Source organism: Burkholderia sp. 22088 (assembly GCF_052045915.1).
GTDB classification, from domain to species: domain Bacteria; phylum Pseudomonadota; class Gammaproteobacteria; order Burkholderiales; family Burkholderiaceae; genus Burkholderia; species Burkholderia cepacia.
The window spans coordinates 251,668-267,986 of record NZ_JBQEPY010000014.1 but is presented as its reverse complement, the minus strand read 5'-3'; the positions used below and the strand labels follow the sequence as shown (position 1 = coordinate 267,986).

General features: G+C 60.7%; 14 protein-coding genes and 3 pseudogenes. 10 read left to right on the top strand and 7 right to left on the bottom strand.

The annotated features are described in order from the left end of the window. From ACTJLD_RS26525 to ACTJLD_RS26510, 4 genes are all read left to right on the top strand, one after another. The coding region (locus ACTJLD_RS26525) for a cbb3-type cytochrome c oxidase subunit I (RefSeq protein ID WP_440659934.1) at nucleotides 1–1,242 on the top strand (1,242 nt) is incomplete at its 5' end. Further along, entirely contained in the window at nucleotides 1,242–1,850 is a 609-nt protein-coding gene (cyoC, locus tag ACTJLD_RS26520) for a cytochrome o ubiquinol oxidase subunit III (protein WP_151062509.1), read from the top strand. The genes ACTJLD_RS26525 and cyoC, both read left to right, overlap by 1 nt. Then, entirely contained in the window at nucleotides 1,851–2,183 is a 333-nt protein-coding gene (cyoD, locus tag ACTJLD_RS26515; protein ID WP_006759069.1) for a cytochrome o ubiquinol oxidase subunit IV, read from the top strand. A gap of 234 nt (nucleotides 2,184–2,417) precedes the next feature. Continuing rightward, nucleotides 2,418–3,863 (top strand): carotenoid oxygenase family protein, encoded by a 1,446-nt coding sequence (locus tag ACTJLD_RS26510; RefSeq protein WP_151062510.1) that lies wholly within the window; start codon nucleotides 2,418–2,420, stop codon nucleotides 3,861–3,863. Nucleotides 3,864–4,144: 281 nt separating this feature from the next. On the opposite strand, the gene ACTJLD_RS26505 is transcribed toward ACTJLD_RS26510, so the two are convergent. The 3 genes from ACTJLD_RS26505 to leuC form a co-directional block, all read right to left on the bottom strand. Then, nucleotides 4,145–5,467: a 2-hydroxycarboxylate transporter family protein gene (locus tag ACTJLD_RS26505; RefSeq protein ID WP_151062511.1), complete on the bottom strand. Its 1,323-nt coding sequence runs from the start codon at nucleotides 5,465–5,467 to the stop codon at nucleotides 4,145–4,147. 100 nt (nucleotides 5,468–5,567) lie between these two features. Beyond that, on the bottom strand, nucleotides 5,568–6,206 hold the full coding sequence (leuD, locus tag ACTJLD_RS26500) for a 3-isopropylmalate dehydratase small subunit (protein WP_151062512.1): 639 nt from the start codon (nucleotides 6,204–6,206) through the stop codon (nucleotides 5,568–5,570). Beyond that, the gene (gene leuC, locus ACTJLD_RS26495) at nucleotides 6,199–7,611 is read right to left on the bottom strand and encodes a 3-isopropylmalate dehydratase large subunit (RefSeq protein WP_151062513.1); all 1,413 of its coding nucleotides are present in this window, start codon (nucleotides 7,609–7,611) and stop codon (nucleotides 6,199–6,201) included. Before leuC ends, leuD begins: the two co-directional genes overlap by 8 nt. 112 nt (nucleotides 7,612–7,723) lie before the next feature. Here leuC and ACTJLD_RS26490 point away from each other — a divergent pair, with 112 nt between their 5' ends. After that, nucleotides 7,724–8,611, top strand: coding sequence for a LysR family transcriptional regulator (locus tag ACTJLD_RS26490; RefSeq protein ID WP_151062514.1), 888 nt, complete (start codon nucleotides 7,724–7,726; stop codon nucleotides 8,609–8,611). Nucleotides 8,612–8,729: 118 nt separating this feature from the next. Here ACTJLD_RS26490 and ACTJLD_RS26485 read toward each other — a convergent pair whose 3' ends face one another. Further along, nucleotides 8,730–9,806 (bottom strand): HAMP domain-containing sensor histidine kinase, encoded by a 1,077-nt coding sequence (locus tag ACTJLD_RS26485; protein WP_151062515.1) that lies wholly within the window; start codon nucleotides 9,804–9,806, stop codon nucleotides 8,730–8,732. Between the two features lie 3 nt (nucleotides 9,807–9,809). Next, the gene (locus ACTJLD_RS26480; protein WP_151062703.1) at nucleotides 9,810–10,496 is read right to left on the bottom strand and encodes a response regulator transcription factor; all 687 of its coding nucleotides are present in this window, start codon (nucleotides 10,494–10,496) and stop codon (nucleotides 9,810–9,812) included. 167 nt (nucleotides 10,497–10,663) lie between these two features. Here ACTJLD_RS26480 and ACTJLD_RS26475 point away from each other — a divergent pair, with 167 nt between their 5' ends. Beyond that, complete coding sequence (locus tag ACTJLD_RS26475) at nucleotides 10,664–11,428, top strand: TolC family protein (RefSeq protein WP_151062516.1); 765 nt, start codon at nucleotides 10,664–10,666, stop codon at nucleotides 11,426–11,428. A 214-nt stretch (nucleotides 11,429–11,642) separates the two neighbouring features. Here ACTJLD_RS26475 and ACTJLD_RS26470 read toward each other — a convergent pair whose 3' ends face one another. After that, nucleotides 11,643–12,773 (bottom strand): IS110 family transposase, encoded by a 1,131-nt coding sequence (locus tag ACTJLD_RS26470; RefSeq protein ID WP_048984156.1) that lies wholly within the window; start codon nucleotides 12,771–12,773, stop codon nucleotides 11,643–11,645. 118 nt (nucleotides 12,774–12,891) lie between these two features. Here ACTJLD_RS26470 and ACTJLD_RS26465 point away from each other — a divergent pair, with 118 nt between their 5' ends. The 4 genes and pseudogenes from ACTJLD_RS26465 to ACTJLD_RS26450 form a co-directional block, all read left to right on the top strand. Further along, nucleotides 12,892–13,701 (top strand): efflux transporter outer membrane subunit, encoded by an 810-nt coding sequence (locus ACTJLD_RS26465; RefSeq protein WP_151062517.1) that lies wholly within the window; start codon nucleotides 12,892–12,894, stop codon nucleotides 13,699–13,701. After that, nucleotides 13,698–14,828: an efflux RND transporter periplasmic adaptor subunit gene (locus tag ACTJLD_RS26460; protein WP_151062518.1), complete on the top strand. Its 1,131-nt coding sequence runs from the start codon at nucleotides 13,698–13,700 to the stop codon at nucleotides 14,826–14,828. The genes ACTJLD_RS26465 and ACTJLD_RS26460 overlap by 4 nt, the downstream gene beginning before the upstream one ends. Then, a pseudogene (locus ACTJLD_RS26455) lies at nucleotides 14,825–15,274 on the top strand (efflux RND transporter permease subunit); the annotation flags it as partial. The gene ACTJLD_RS26460 and the pseudogene ACTJLD_RS26455, both read left to right, overlap by 4 nt. Further along, nucleotides 15,247–15,924 (top strand): annotated as a pseudogene (locus tag ACTJLD_RS26450) (IS3 family transposase); the annotation flags it as partial. The pseudogenes ACTJLD_RS26455 and ACTJLD_RS26450, both read left to right, overlap by 28 nt. A gap of 60 nt (nucleotides 15,925–15,984) precedes the next feature. Here ACTJLD_RS26450 and ACTJLD_RS26445 read toward each other — a convergent pair. Continuing rightward, nucleotides 15,985–16,216, bottom strand: a pseudogene (locus ACTJLD_RS26445) (transposase); the annotation flags it as partial. Between the last annotated feature and the right edge of the window lie 103 nt (nucleotides 16,217–16,319).

The following is a 16,319-nucleotide window of genomic DNA, read 5'->3' as shown; positions in this document are numbered from 1 at the left end:
CGTTACCTCGGCATGCACTTCTTCACGAACGAAGCCGGCGGCAACGCGATGCTGTACCTGAACCTGATCTGGGCGTGGGGCCATCCGGAGGTGTACATCCTGATCCTGCCGGCGTTCGGCATCTTCTCGGAAGTCATCGCGACGTTCTCGAAGAAGCCGCTGTTCGGCTACAAGACGATGGTGTACGCGACCTGCGCGATCATGGTGCTGTCGTTCCTCGTGTGGCTGCACCACTTCTTCACGATGGGCTCGGGTGCCAACGTGAACGCGTTCTTCGGCATCATGACGATGATCATCGCGATCCCGACCGGCGTGAAGGTGTTCAACTGGCTGTTCACGATGTATCGCGGCCGGATCGAATTCACGACGCCCGTGCTGTGGACGATCGGCTTCATGGTCACCTTCACGCTCGGCGGCATGACCGGCGTGATGATGGCGATCCCGGGCGCGGACTTCGTGCTGCACAACAGCCTGTTCCTGATCGCGCACTTCCACAACGTGATCATCGGCGGCGTGCTGTTCGGTTATCTCGCGGGCTTCAACTACTGGTTCCCGAAGGCGTTCGGCTTCAAGCTGAACGAGAAACTCGGCAAGGCTGCGTTCTGGTTCTGGCAGGTCGGCTTCTACGTCGCGTTCGTGCCGCTCTACGTGCTCGGCTTCATGGGCATGACGCGGCGTCTGAACCACTACGACAACCCGGCGTGGCATCCGTGGCTGCTGGTCGCCGCGTTCGGCGCCGTGCTGATCGCGATCGGCATCGCTTGCCAGCTGCTGCAACTGGTCGTCAGCATCCGCAATCGGAACCTGCCGGCGTACCGTGACACCACGGGCGATCCGTGGGGCGGCCGCACGCTGGAATGGGCGACCTCGTCGCCGCCGGCCGACTATAACTTCGCGGTGATCCCGCAAGTGCGCACGCTCGACGCGTACGCCGACATGAAGGCGCGCGGCGATGGCCGGCCGAACCCGGCGGCGATCCGCGACATCCACATGCCGTCGAATACGTGTGCGGGCCTCGTGGTCGCGATCTTCAGCCTGGTGCTGGGCTTCGCGCTGGTATGGCACATCTGGTGGATGGCGATCGGCGGCCTGGTCGGCATCGTCGCGACGCTCGTGATCTACAGCTCGCGTGACAACGACGGCTACTACATCCCGGCGACGAAGGTGCGCAAGATCGAAGAGAAGCAACCGGCGGCGCGCGTGGCCACGCGTGTCGACGACGTGGAACTGGAGGCCAACTGATGTTGCAGAAAACCTTGAGCGCAACCCTGCTCGAACACGACGACCATCCGCCGTCGCACTCGGTGTTCGGCTTCTGGCTGTACCTGATGACCGACTGCGTGATCTTCGCGGCGCTGTTCGCGACGTTCGCGGTGCTCGGCAACCAGTACGCGGGCGGTCCGACCGCGAAGGACCTGTTCGACATTCCGGGCGTCGCGGTGGAAACCGCCGCGCTGCTGCTGTCGAGCATCACGTACGGCTTCGCGATGCTGGCCGCGTACAAGCAGCGGCGCGGCGCGCTGCTCGCATGGCTCGCGGTGACGTTCGTGCTCGGCGCGGCGTTCCTCGCGATGGAGCTGCGCGAGTTCTCGCACCTGACCGCGGAAGGTGCGGGCCCGCAGCGCAGCGCGTTCCTGTCGGCGTTCTTCACGCTGGTCGGCACGCACGGGCTGCACGTGACGGCCGGCCTGCTGTGGATGATCGTGCTCGCCGGGCAGATCGTATTGCGCGGCGGCGACCTGACCGATCGCGACCTGCGGCGCCTGACGTGCCTGAGCCTCTTCTGGCACTTCCTCGACATCGTGTGGATCTGCGTGTTTTCCTTTGTCTATCTCGCGAGCGTGATCTAAATGGCTCATTCGCATTCGTCTCAACTCGAAGAAGGGCACGGCAGCGTCGGCGGCTATGTCGCGGGCTTCATTCTGTCGGTGCTGCTCACGGCCGCGTCGTTCGGCCTCGTGATGGGCGGCGTGCTGTCGCCGCACGCATCGCTGATCGCGCTGGCCGCGCTCGCGTTCGTGCAGATCGTCGTTCACCTCGTGTACTTCCTGCACATGAACGGTTCGTCGGGTCAGCGCTGGAACGTGATGGCGTTCAGCTACACCGTGCTGACCGCGGCGATCCTGATCGTCGGCACGCTGTGGGTGATGCACAACGTCAGCATGAACATGATGTCGCGTTGACATTGCGACGACGCACCGGCAGACCTGTTTGACCAAAAAATGGCTGATCCGACCTAGCGGCAATAGATGCCCGTTGGGCGAAATCATCGCAACTGGCCGGCAAGACCTCGACGCCTAGCCTTGAGCTTATCCCAAGTACCACGTGTAGTCCCTATGGTTCGTCAGTTAAACCGATCACCAGCTCTTGGGCAACACGTGAAGACGCAGTACAGATATGTTCTGAAGGAGAGTCATATGAGTATGCTGTTTCCGACGACACCTGAATTTGTCGGGCTTTACGAACCAAGCCGTGTTGAGGCCGACGTTGTGGATCTTGAGGTCGAAGGATCTCTGCCGGAGAGTATCAAAGGAGTCTTCTACCAAGTGGCTCCCGATCCGCAGTATCCCCCGATGCTTGGCGCCGATATCTTCTTTAACGGTGACGGTGCCGTCAGCGCATTTCGGTTCAGTGACGGTAAAGTCAGTCTGAAACGGCGCTACGTGCAAACCGAAAGATTGCTTGCCCAACGTCGGGAACACCGTTCCCTCACCGGGGTTTATCGTAACGTCTTTACGAACGACCCTTTGGCAGCGCGGAACAACAGCACTGCCAACACGACAGTGGTGAAGCACAATGGTGTCCTGTTGGCGCTCAAGGAAGACAACCTTCCATACGCGATGGATCCCGACACTCTTGAAACCATCGGCGTATGGGATTTCGGAGGGCAGGTGCGATCGGCCACGTTTACTGCCCATCCCAAAGTGGACCCGGAAACCGGTGACTTGCTGTGCTTCGCCTACGAGGCCAAGGGCGAGGGTACACCGGATATCGCGTACTACGAGATCGCCGCGTCAGGTGAGGTGAAGCGCGAAGTCTGGTTCAAAGCGCCGTATGCTGCAATGATTCACGATTTCGCCGTTACCGAGAACTACGTCGTATTTCCGGTGATCCCTTTAACTGTCGATCTCGAGCGAATGAAAAGGGGTGGCCAGCACTTTCAGTGGCAACCCGACCTTCCGCAACTCTTTGGAGTTCTTCCTAGACGCGGCAACGAAAGAGATGTGCGTTGGTATTACGGGCCGGCAAATGGGTTTCAGGGACACACGCTGAACTCCTTCGAAGAAGGAAGCCGCGTTTTCGTGGACATGCCGGTCGCGGACGGGAACGCTTTTTATTTTTTCCCGCAGGAAGACGGCTCATTCCCGCCACTCGAGACCCTCAAGGTGTCATTGATGCGTTGGACGTTCGATCTTGAATCGGAGATCGATGACGTTGAACCCGAAGCGCTGACGGACTTCCCGTGTGAGTTTCCGCGCTGCGATCCTCGATACATGGGAAAAACATATCGACACGGGTTTGTGCTCAAATTCGATCCGTCCTTGCCATATGATGGGAAGTCGCTTGGCGCACCCCCGTTCCAGTTTTTTAACACGCTGGCGCGAGTCGATGTCGTATCGGGCGATACTGAGGCGTGGTTCGCCGGCGACGCGGAGTGTTTCCAAGAGCCGATCTTCGTCCCGCGCAGCCCGGACGCGCCCGAAGGTGACGGATTTGTCATGAGCGTTCTCAACCACCTGCGATCTAAAACGACCGAACTTGTGGTACTTGACGCGATGAAATTGTCATCGGGGCCTGTAGCGCGTATCAAAATCCCGTTCCGGCTGCGAATGTCATTGCATGGCACCTGGTCACCGCTCTGACCCACCACTGTAAACCGCTTCCATTCTGATGTTTGAAAATGGAAGCGGTGACAAGTCTCCTCGCTATGCAGCGGCGGCCGCGTTCATGGCAGAATCGGCACCGCTGCTCCAATCGACAACAGCCATCCCACTCCGCTCGTGACCGTATTGGATCAATTGATTGGGAACCCGTGCCGCATTGCACCGGTGCAGCGTACGCAATCTCGGCTTACTCGTATGTAGCTGAGGCGTGAGGGGAATCACGCCGAACTCCCAATGCGCGCACCGTCTGTTAAAGTTTCTCAGTGCAGCCACGTCATCAAGATAGTCGCGAAGACGACCATCGCCGCACCGCCGATGCGTGTGGAAATCTGCGCGAAGGGCATTAGGCCCATTCGATTCGAAGATGACAAGATCGCCACGTCTCCCGTTCCTCCCAGTCCACTGTGGCATGCGGTGACAATCGCGGACTCTACTGGATACATCTTGAGCCAAGCACCGACGAAGAAACCGGAAGCGACCATCGAGAGGACAACCGATGTGCAGATCACAAAATAGCCGGGCGAGAAGGCGCTAACGAGCTTGTCCCAGGAGACGAACAACGCACCGAGCCCAACCAGAATGGAGAAAGTGAGATTCGTCGACATGAACTTGTACATTTGATACGCACCGACTTCCATCGACTCGGGAATCGCGCGGCACACTTTCAGTAGTGCTGCGGCGATGATCATGAGGACGGGGCCGGGTATTCCGGTCAGCGGTGCAAGAAGGCCACCCACAATAAAGAGCGTGCAGGAGAGGAGCAAACCCAACCCCATCAGTCGCAAATCCAATGCAGCTTCCGCTTTCTGCGCCTTCAGCAGTTCCTGGTCCTCGCCGGTTTTCACCAGCATTCCGTCTCCGCTGAAATGACGGTGTTTCTCGCCGAATCGGCTGAGAACACCGCTGGAGAGAATGGCAACGACGTTGCCGATCAGCGCAGCTGGCACCATAGTCGCGATGAGATGCCCCTGGGCTGCGCCGGTAATCTCCGAATAGCCGATGGAAAGCGGCAGAATGCCTTCACCGATGCCGCCACCAAGAATCGGCATAACGATGTAGAAGAACGTGTGCTTCGGGTCGTAGCCGAACATCAGGCCGGCAGCGACGCCCGCTGCGATCGCTGCAATGGTTCCTACGAGGAGCGGCACGAACATCTTCAGGAAGCCCTGAATCAGGATCTTCCGGTTCATTCCTAGGATGCTGCCCGCGACAAGACAGGCGATATAGAGATATTGAAGATTGGCGGTCTTCATGGTAGTTGTGATCGCCTTCATCGCGGCCTCGTCCATGAGCTTGTAGCCAAGCAGAGCTGATGGCACGAACAGACAGAGAATGGCAGGACCGCCTATATGCCGAAGAAGCGGAACTCTCCGGCCTATTTCTCCGAGCAGCATTCCTGATAGCATGAGCACCGCAAAGCCACCGATCATGTCGTTGGGCAGTTTCTTCGTCATGGCCGCCGCCGCAGTGACAACCACAAGCACGGCGAACATCGGAGCCGGCATGCCGCCGATTCTGAAGTTGACGACCGTCGAGCGTCGCGCTATCGGCGGAGAGCTTGTATCGGCACGAGAGGATTCCATCAGATGTCTCCAATATTTATATCTACATCGCCTGGCTAGCAGAGCCAGGCGGAACAGCATCTCAGTGCGTCTATGCACAACGCACCTGGCTGGAATCCGGTCAGGCGGTGCGTTGCTGCCGGGGCAGGTCGATCTTCATCCACGAATGATCTGCGTAGTGGCGGCGTTCGAACGCAGCGATGGCATCCTCCTCGCTGAGCGTCATGCCGATCATGTCTAGCCCTTCGACGAACATTCGCTTCTGCCGGGCCGGCAACTGGAACGGGTACTCGCTGCCGTCGAAGGTCCGGACTACTTGACGCTGCACATCAATCGTCAGCGCGGCCGTTGCGGCGTTTTCGGTCCGTTCGATGAGTTGCGACACGACGGACGGGGCCAGCATGATGAGCAGCAACCGATTGTTGAGCGCATTGAAATAGAAGATTTCGCCGAAGCTCGGTGCGATAACCGCCTCGAAGCCAGCCTGTTGCAGGCCCCATACCGCATGCTCCCGGCTAGAGCCGCACCCGAAGTTTGCTCCCGCCACGAGGATGTTTGCACGTTCATACCCGGGACGGTTCAGCACGAAGTCCTGTCGTGGCTCGCCGGATGGCTCGTAACGAAGGTCGTAAAGAACCCCGCGTGCAAGACCTGACTTGTCGATGCCGAATAGGAACTGCTTCGGCATGATCTGATCGGTATCGAGGTTGTTCAGCGGAAGCGGTGCCGCAACGCCTCTGATGGACACGTGTTTAGTCATGGCTGAATTCCTTGCGTACGTCTACGATGCGTCCGGCCAGCGCGGCGGCTGCCGCCATCGCGGGGCTCATCAGATGTGTGCGTGCCCCGCGGCCCTGACGGCCCTCAAAGTTTCGATTGGTCGTCGATGCGCAGCGCTGGCCGGGTTGAAGAATGTCGTCGTTCATCGCGAGGCACATCGAGCAGCCGGGTTGGCGCCATTCAAATCCGGCGTCAATCAGGATCTGCGCGATGCCTTCGCGCTCGGCCTGCTCGCGAACAAGGCCTGAACCGGGTACGACCATTGCACGCACCTCTTGCGCAACCTTTCGCCCTCGCACGATCTCCGCGACGGCGCGCAGATCCTCGATTCGCGCATTGGTGCAGGAGCCGATGAATACATGGTCGACTGGGAGGCCGTCGATGGGTTGTCCGGCATCGAGGCCCATGTAGGCGAGTGCCTTGGATGCGTTGCCGCGCTCGACAGGTTCATCTGACAGCGGCGGGATCTGTTCGGTCACCGCGATGGCCTGATCGGGACTGGTGCCCCAGGTGACGAATGGCGCGACGTCACTTGCGTCGAAACTATGCGACACGTCGAAGGTCGCGTCGGCGTCAGACTTCAGCTCCTTCCACTGTTCGGTCGCACGGGCGAGCTCCGTTGGTGAAAGATCCTTGATGCGTTCCGCGACGTAGGTCACCGTTGTGTCGTCAGGTGCGATCAGCGCGCCGCGTGCCCCGGCTTCGACGGTCATGTTGCACAGGGTCATGCGGGCTTCCGCGCTCAGCGCCGCGATCGCGGGCCCAGAGTATTCGACGACAAAACCTCGCGCACCCTGAGCGCCGATCTTCGAAATGATGTAGAGCACCAGATCCTTCGACGTCGTGCCGCGGGGCAAAACCCCCTCCACGTGGATGCGCATGTCGCGTGCGACGCGGTAGATCAATGTCTGCGTCGCGAGTACGTGTTCGACCTCAGACGTCCCGATACCGAAGCCCAATGCGCCGAGCGCGCCATAGGTGGTCGTGTGGCTGTCGCCGCACAGCACCACCATGCCGGGCCGGATTAGGCCGAGCTCCGGCGCGACTACGTGCTCGATGCCTTGCTCGCGGTCTTGTACGTCGAACAAATGAATGCCGTGTGCCCGGCAATTGCGCGTGAAATTGGCCGCCTGATGCGCCGCTGCATCGATGAGGATGGTGCGGTCCTGAACCGGCACCGGATGCGTCGGAATCACGTGGTCGACGATGCCCATCTGCTTCTCCGGACAACGGACGGAGAGTTTTTTTTCGCCGAGCCCGGCAAATGCCTGGGGGCTCGTGTACTCGTTCATGATATGCAGGTCGGCGTACAGGGCGACGTGCTGCTCGTCGACGTCGAAGACCGTATGGCGTGTCACGATCTTCTGGTAAAGCGTCTGTCCCATCTTTCCTCCAGTCTCCGTATCCCGTTGATGCGGATGTCCAACGAAGTGTAATTGGGCGACTGGAGCAGTAAAATGGATGACCACTTAACCTATTATTAAATATAACTTTAAAATGGACCCAATCGCAGACCTCGAATTCTTTGCACGGCTGGTGACACAGGGCAGTCTGTCCGCGTTGGCTCGCGATCTCGGTGTGACGCCGCCGGCCGTGAGCGCGCGACTGAGTCAACTGGAGCGCCGTTTGGGCGTGAAGCTGCTGAATCGGACCACGCGTCGGCTTGCGATGACGCACGAGGGAGAGTTGTATCTTTCGACTGGATCGAAGCTGCTCGAGCAGGTTCAGGAACTGGAGCGGATGGTGTCGAGCAGTCGCGAGCAGCCTCAAGGCCTGTTGAAGGTCAATGCGACATTCGGTTTTGGACGACGCCACATCGCTCCCGCACTATCCGAGTTTCGGCGGCAGTATCCGGAAGTGGATGTTCAACTGGAACTGACCGATCGCCCGATGAACCTGGCCGAACTGGCCTATGACGTCGGCATTCGTTTCGGAGAGCTACCGGATCAGCGGCTCGTGGGCAGAAAGCTCGCGTCGAACCGGCGCTTCGTCTGCGCGTCCCCCACGTACCTCAAGAAACACGGCATCCCGAAAACCCCCGGAGAATTGCGCAACCAGATGTGCATCGTCCTGAGGGAAAACGATACCGCGTATGGCACCTGGCACTTCACAAAGGGCAAGCGCCACGAACTTGTCAAAGTGCACGGCGCGATGAGCAGCAACGATGGGGAGGTCACGCTCCAATGGGCCATCGACGGTCATGGAATACTGGTCCGGTCCGAATGGGACGTACAGACGTCGATCGATTCCGGCAAGCTGACGCGCGTACTTGCCGACTGGTCGTTACCGTCGGCGGACATCTATGCGACTTATCCGGAGAGGTTGAACCTGTCGGCAAAGGTCCGCGTGTTTGTCGATTTCCTGGAGACCCACATCAAGCCGTAGATCGCGGCATTCGAGAGATGCATGTGACGTGCGGCTGCGATGAACAGGAGGTCGGCTCGAGAATCGCACGATACGTCGGAACGAGTGACGATGACTGAAGCGGCGGCCGAACTGATAGCTAGTTGATTCGGCAGCGCGGCAAGCGTGCAATGACCGTGAGACCGCCTCCTTCGCGCGGCGCGGCATGAATATCACCGTCGTGCAATGCGATTGCGCGACGGGCGATCGCTAGACCCAAGCCGGTACCCGACACAGATTGCATGATTGCATCTCGTTGCTGCGGCTCGAGGCGATGGAATGGTTCAAAGATGTCTTCGCAGGACCCGGCGGGTACGCCCGGCCCCCTGTCGCTCACGCGGACTTCGAGCCAGTCGGATTTCTCGCCTGCCTCGAATGACGTCAACGTACGTGCGCATACTTCGACGGCGGTGCAGGCCGCGGTGTACTTGATTGCATTGCGCACGACGTTTTCGAGTGCGCGATAGAGCGGTTCTCCGGCGACTTCCGCCACAAAGCTGACGGGTGCATCTAAGGTCACGATGCAGCCGCGTGACTGGGCCTCGAAGGCGGCATCCTGCACGATATCAGCCAGCAGTTCTATGATGTCAACACGCTCGCGCGGAGGCGACATCGCGCCGACCTCCAGTTTGTGCAGGGTCAGTAGTTCTTCGATGAGTTGGTTGAGCCGCTCCGTTTCGCGGCTAATGCGCTCTACCATGCCGGGCGCTGATTTCGCGTCCTGCTGCATGAGGCCGATCGCCGCCTGAATGCGGGCCAGCGGGGAGCGCAACTCGTGCGACACGTCATGAAAGAGTTGCCGCTGCCGCATCGAGGCATGTTGCAGGCGCGCGGCCATTTCATCGAACTCGCGGGCCAGGAACGTGAACTCATGAGGGCCACGGTTTCCGAGCGCGGGCAGGACGCGCACGTCGAAGCGAGCCTGAGCAGCGTCTCTCAGTGCCTGACTCAAATGGCGCACCGGCGTGGAGATATACCATGCCAATCCGACCGCGACGGGTAGGCTCACTGTGGCACCGGCAAGCAGCAGGATTAGCGCCATTGAAGGCGATCGATCGTCGGGCGGGTGGTGTCCGCTTGCGTAGAGATAGAGTCCACCGAATGCAAACGCCATGATCACCGCAAGCCAGAGCAGGAAGAAGATAGGCCAGAACAGGTGCCTGAAGCGCAATTGCATGGCTTAGTCCGTCAGAAGCTGGTAGCCCATGCCGCGCACGCTGACAATCCACGGCTGGCCGTCGGGGCGCGGCCCAAGCTTCTGGCGGATGCAGCTTATATGCACGTCGATGCGTCGGTCGAAACGCGTCAGTGGCTGCTCGAATGCCTGCAACGAAATTTCTTCCTTACTGACAAGTCGGCCAGCATGACGGGCCAGCACCTTGATCAGGCTGAATTCCGTTCCTGTCAGATCGAGCGGCATACCTTGCCAGGTGGCGCTGCGATTGGAGGGCCACAGCGAAAGCGGACCGGCGTGGATCGGGCCGATGGCACCGGCCGCGCTCGCGCCCCGCGCTCGCCGAAGAATTGCTCGCAGGCGGGCGACCAGTTCGCCGGGCGTACACGGCTTGGGCACATAGTCGTCGGCGCCGAGATTGAGGCCGGAAATCCGATCGATATCATCGCCGCGAGCAGTCAGCATCAGCACCGGCACCGGGCTAGCCACGCGGATGCGGCTCAGTGCCTCGATGCCCGACAGTCGCGGCATCATCACGTCGAGTACCACGATGGCAAAACGCCCCGACAGCGCATGGGCCACGCCGGTTTCTCCATCGTGCGCAATCTCGGCAGCAAAACCTTCGTTGGCCAGATACTGCGCCAGCATGCTGGTCAGCTCGGCGTCGTCGTCGACCAGCAGCACCGGTGTCAAGGAGGAGGGGACAGCGTTCGTCATATGGTCAGGATGCCATGTTAGTGATGCCGATCATAGCTAAGCGCCAGATTTTTACCCAACTTAACCCAGCCTTACGGCACTGAATCTTCCGCTGCGGACAATGGCGTGCATCGGCTCAGGACCGGGCCGGGGAGCTTGCATTGATGAGAGAATTGGAGCGACGACGGCCCCTCGCCATCTGGCTAGGCATGGTCATCGGCAGTGTGGGAGTATGCGCCTGCGCATTGCAGCCGGCTTACCTGCCGCCGCCGACGACCACGGCCACCGGCTGGCACGCCGAAGTGGCCCACGGCGGCAAGGTTGAAAACCTGATCGACTGGTGGAGCCGTTTCGACGACCCAGCGGTGGGCGAGTTGATCCGCGTGGCCGAGGCCGGCAGCCCGACGCTGGCCAAGGCGGTAGCCCGTATCAGCAGTGCACGTGCCACCCTGGCATCGAACAGCGCCGATGCGTGGCCGACGCTCACAGGCAGCGCCTCCATCGCGCGGGCCAAGTCCAACGTCTCCACGGGTAGCGCCACGTTTACTACCCTGGCGACCACTCGCAGCGGCGGGCTGGACGCGTCGTGGGAACTCGATCTTTTCGGCAAGGCACGCTCGGCGCGCGAATCGTCGCAGGCGCTCCTGCAAGCCCGTATCGACGATTGGCACGATGCTCGTATCTCTCTGGCTGCCGAGGCGGCGGACGATTATGTGCAATATCGTGCATGCCGCCAGCTCGTGCGTGCCTACCAACAGTCGGCGGCGTCGTATGCGAAAACCGAAAAATCGACGAACGCGGCGGTCACAGCCGGCATGTCGGCAGCCTCGGATGGCTACCTTGCGGAAGCCAACACGGCTGATATGACTCCCGCTGTCAATCGGGATTGGTGTTCGGGTTTTCCACGCGTTATTGTTCAAATTTCCTGAGGGCGGCGCAGCAGTACGTCTCGACGGTGGATCACGCTGATATCCGCGGGTTGGCTACCGCATTACAGAGGTCCGCCTGATGAGCCTGCCGCTATCTAGGGACGCAAATCGAATTGGATCCGTTGCGTAGCCGTGGCGCGGGTTACTCGTGTGCCGGGCTACGCCGCCCTCAGGAAACTCCTTGATTGATGGGTAAAGACTCTCGCTCGCCTGCTCAAGCCGCGTGCTTCTGCGGTTGCAACGCAAGTGACATGGCGAGTTGGCTAATGTCCCAGATAAACCCGCTTAGTTCGCGGGCGACCGCGACCACGGCGATGTTCTTCTGTTTACCGCGTGCCACAAGCGTTCGATAGCGTCGACACAGGCGCACCTGCGCATCCCAAGATCGATCCACGATGGGTTTAGGAATCCCTTCGTGGCGGCGCTGAATCTCGGGACTCACGCGCGCCGGATGCCGATAACTCCATGCCGATTCGACGAGCAGCTTTCTCGCGTAACTGTTGCCGTTCTTGGTGATGCTGCCCTGACGGCGTTTCTCGCCCGACGAGTGTTCGCTCGGTGTTACCCCCAGCCACGCCATCAACTGGCGCGGATGAGTGAAGCGTGACAGATCACCCAACTCAGCAAGCATGCCGACCGCCGTGGTGAACTGCATGCCGCGCATCGTTTGCAGACCCAGTACTGCCGGATAAAAACGCCAGGCAACCACGGCCTCGCGCAGCGCAGCTTCCAGTCGATCGCATTGCGCAAGACGATCCTCGATCGCGCGTCGATGCTCTTCGAACGCTAACTGCTGCCATGTGCTGTCGAACGCAAACGTGCTCAGCCAGCGCCGGTGTGCTGCCCTCCAGTCGGCGCGGCCGGTATAGCTGACCCCATGCGAAAGCAGAAAGGACTTCAGCCGCTGCCGCGCACGCTTCAGATCATCCTTGGCACTCACCCATGCCCGTGCCAGATCGCGAAAGGCTTCGTCTTCGACGGTAGGGACAAAGACCTCCGACAGGTCGCCAGCCCTGAGAGAACGCACCAGTTTGATCGCGTCACGCCGATCGGTCTTTACGCGTTCCCCCGGCTTCCTTGGAATCAGAGACGGTGCACACACCATGCAGTCGATTCCCTTCTGCTGAAGTTGACGGTAAAGTCCGTAACCACATGGGCCCGCCTCATAGACAATACAGATACGCGACGCCTTCGATTGCAGGCGCTTGCATAAGCGATCGATATCCGTCTTCGTGGTGCCAACCTTGCCGAGCAGTTCAACCTCGCCCATGCCGAACGCATAGGCGGCCGTGATCGACTCCTTATGGACATCGAGCCCGACGTACAGCGTGCTATCGTGTTCCATGCTGGCCTCCGTGCCGGAAATCGCCAGGTGCGGCCCTGTCCGCACCGTGCGGCTCTGGCAGCAATGCTAACCCGCGCTTGATTCCTCACGGCAGGCCAGCCTTTGCCCCGCGGGAGTCATACTGACTAGCGCGAATGCCACGGCTACGCAGCAGAAGGTAGCCTGCGAGGAACTGGTCAAGTCGCTGGCGGCGCTCACGGGGGCCGACGAGCCGACCTTGCGCGGAATTATCGACCGGCCGGGCGCCCCCGAATTGCCGGAGTCGGCAGCCTTCAGCGTGGAAACCATCCCGATCGATCTGGTTCGACAGAGGCCGAGCCTCGCATCGTCAGAACGTACGCTGGCTTCAGCCTATGCCGAGATCGGGAAAGCCCGCGCGGATCGCTTGCCGAATATTTCGTTGTCCGGTTCGGTCACGTTGTCCGCCACCAATCTGACTTCTCCACTTTCAGCCTGGTCGCTCGGGCCGAGCCTGTCAATCCCGATGTTCGACGCTGGCAAGCGCAAAGCAGCGGTAGATTCGGCAAGGGCCAGCTATGAGGCGCAACTTGCCGACTACCGTAGCTCCGTGCTCACAGCGATTAAAGAGGTCGAGACCGCGCTGGTCGATCTCGATGGCGCGGCCCATCGTAGCGATGATGCGCGACGTTCAGTCGAACAATACCGCCGTTACGAGCGGGCCACGGAAGCCAACTGGCGCGGCGGCTTCGACACACTACTGACGCTGGAGCAGGCGCGACGTTCGTTGACCAGCGCGGAAATCTCCTATATCGAACTGCAGCGGGATCGCGTCCGGAGCTGGATCGCGCTCTACAAGGCGCTGGGCGGCGGTTGGCAAACCGGCGGCGCTTCGACGTCGACTGCTGCTGCCGAGGCCGCCGCGATCGCCCCTGACGTTCAAGCCCTCTTGCAAGGAACCACCCCGTGAAGCTGACTCCCCGGAGCGCCGCATTGGCTGCCTTCATCATAGTTGCCGGAGCCGCCGCGTGGTGGCTGAGGTCTGGCGCGCTCGCACGCGCTGAAACGCAACCGCCGCCGGCCGCGCTGACCGTCAGCCTGGTCGCCCCCCGTTCTCAGGACTGGCCGCAGACCATCGAGGCCAATGGCACTACGACCGCCTGGCAGGAAGCGGTGATCAGCGCCGAGATCGGCAGCCTGCGCATCACGGAATTGCGCGTGGATGTCGGCAGCGAGGTCAAGCGCGGTCAACTGCTTGCGCGTTTGGCGGATGCCACGGCAACCGCAGACCTACGCAAGCAGGAGGCAGCCGTCGCTCAGGCCCGCTCAAACCTGGAGCAGGCCCAGGCAGATCTGAAGCGTTCCAGGCAAGTCGCCGATAGCGGCGCCGTGGCCGCTCAGAAACTCGACGAATACCGCATCACGGAAGCGGTGGATCGGGCCGCGCTGGCGTCGGCCGAGGCCGAGTTGCAGAACAAGCGAACCGTGCTGTCGCAAACGCGCATCATGGCCGTAGACGATGGCATCATTTCGTCGCGCGCGGCCCTGCTGGGCAACGTTGTCAGCGCCGGGACGGAGATGTTCCGGCTCATCCGGCAGGGGCGGATCGAATGGCAAGCCGAGGTCGATGCGCAACAGTTGGCGCGAATTCGCCCGGGCCTACCTGCGCGCGTGACCTTGCCGGGTGGCAAAGTGATCGACGGCAAGGTGCGGCTGGTGTCACCCACGCTGTCGACCAGTACTGGCCGCGCCATCGTCTACGTGGCGCTGGACGGGCATGACGCCCAGCCCGGCATGTTCGCAGGCGGAAGGATCGCACTGGGTACTACGCCGGCGCTGACGTTGCCGGAATCGGCGCTGGTGCCGCGCGATGGCCGCACCGACCTGTACGTGCTCAATTCCGACGGCGCCACGGTGACTCGGCGCACCGTCGTCACCGGACGTCACCAAGATGGGCGTGCCGAAATCCTCTCCGGACTCGATGCGGGCACACGCGCACGGGTGGTGGCTAGCGGAGGCGGTTTTCTGTCGGATGGCGCACACGTGAGGGTGTCGACGCAGAAGGATGCCGGGGGCGGGCAGGGGGGGCTGCTGTGAACATCTCGTCGTGGTCGATCCGCAACCCCGTCCCCGCGTTGCTGTGCTTCACTCTACTGACCGTCTTCGGGTTGATCGGATTTCACAAACTTCAGATCCAGGATTTTCCTGACATGGATCTGCCGACCATCAACATCTCTGCTTCGCTGGAGGGCACTGCGCCGTCGCAGTTGGAAAACGAGGTGGCGCGCAAGATCGAAGACAAGCTGACTTCGCTGTCGAAGCTAGACCACATCACCACCAAGATCACCGACGGCTCGGTCAGCATCAGTGTGACATTCAAGCTGGAGAAAGACCCGCAGGCTGCCCTCAGCGAAGTGCGCAACGCCGTGGATAGCGCGCGTGCCGACTTGCCCGGCGAGATGGCTGCCCCGACGGTGTCGAAGAACGATGCCGCAGGCTCGGCACTACTGACTTATACCGCAAAATCACGGTGGATTTGCGAGAATCGGGCGAGACGTGCAGCCGTCACCGCGTGTTCCGGTTAATGCGGACAGAAGGTTTGCGCGCCGAGGTTGGCTACGGCAGCAAGCCTCGCTATCGTGGCGGTCCGGTCGGCGTGGTGGCCAATGTCCTAAATCGGGAGTTCGCCCCCGACGCGCCGAACAGGGTCTGGGTTACCGACATCACGTATATCCGAACCTATGAAGGCTGGCTGTATCTGGCGGCGGTCATGGATCTGTACTCGCGTCAGATCGTCGGCTGGGCCACGCGATCAACGATGACCAGCGACCTGGTATTGCAGGCTTTGCTGGCTGCAGTCTGGAAACGCAAACCGGGCCTCGGCGTTATGGTGCATTCGGATCAGGGCAGTCAGTTCACCAGCGATGACTGGCAGTCATTCCTGAGGGCTCACCATATGGTGCCGAGCATGAGTCGTCGCGGTAATTGCCACGACAACGCCGTTGCCGAAAGCTTCTTCAGCGCATTGAAGAAGGAGCGAATTAAGCGGCGCATCTACCCGAACAGGGCTACTGCTGCCACGGACGTATTCGATTACATTGAGATGTTCTACAACCCGATTCGCCGGCATGGTTCCGCCGGCGACCTGTCACCTGTAGAGTTTGAGCGGCGCTACGCGCTAAACGGCTCGTGAGTGTCTATGAAACTCTGGCCGGTCCAAGCAGGCAAACGGGGATGTCGTTTGCGGGGTGTCTTCTAGACGCAGCTTCGCGACCGGCTCCTTGAGCCGCTCGTTCTCATCCTCGAGTTGCTTCAGTACGCGGACCTGGTTCGATTCCAGGCCCGCGTACTTGCTTCTTCCATCGATAATACGGCTGCTCTGATAGCCAGCGCTGCTCCTCGTGCGCGGCTGCAATCAATTGCTCGCCCAGACTTCGATCCTTCTCCGGTTGCTTAACCGTATAGGTCGCTACCCGGCGGCGCACTCCCGGGTAGCAACATGCCTTGCGTGCGCCCCCACCGAGTCTTCATCAAGTTCTTCTGATTTCTAGGGTAAGAGAGAACTCACTGGCCGGATGGCTACAAGAA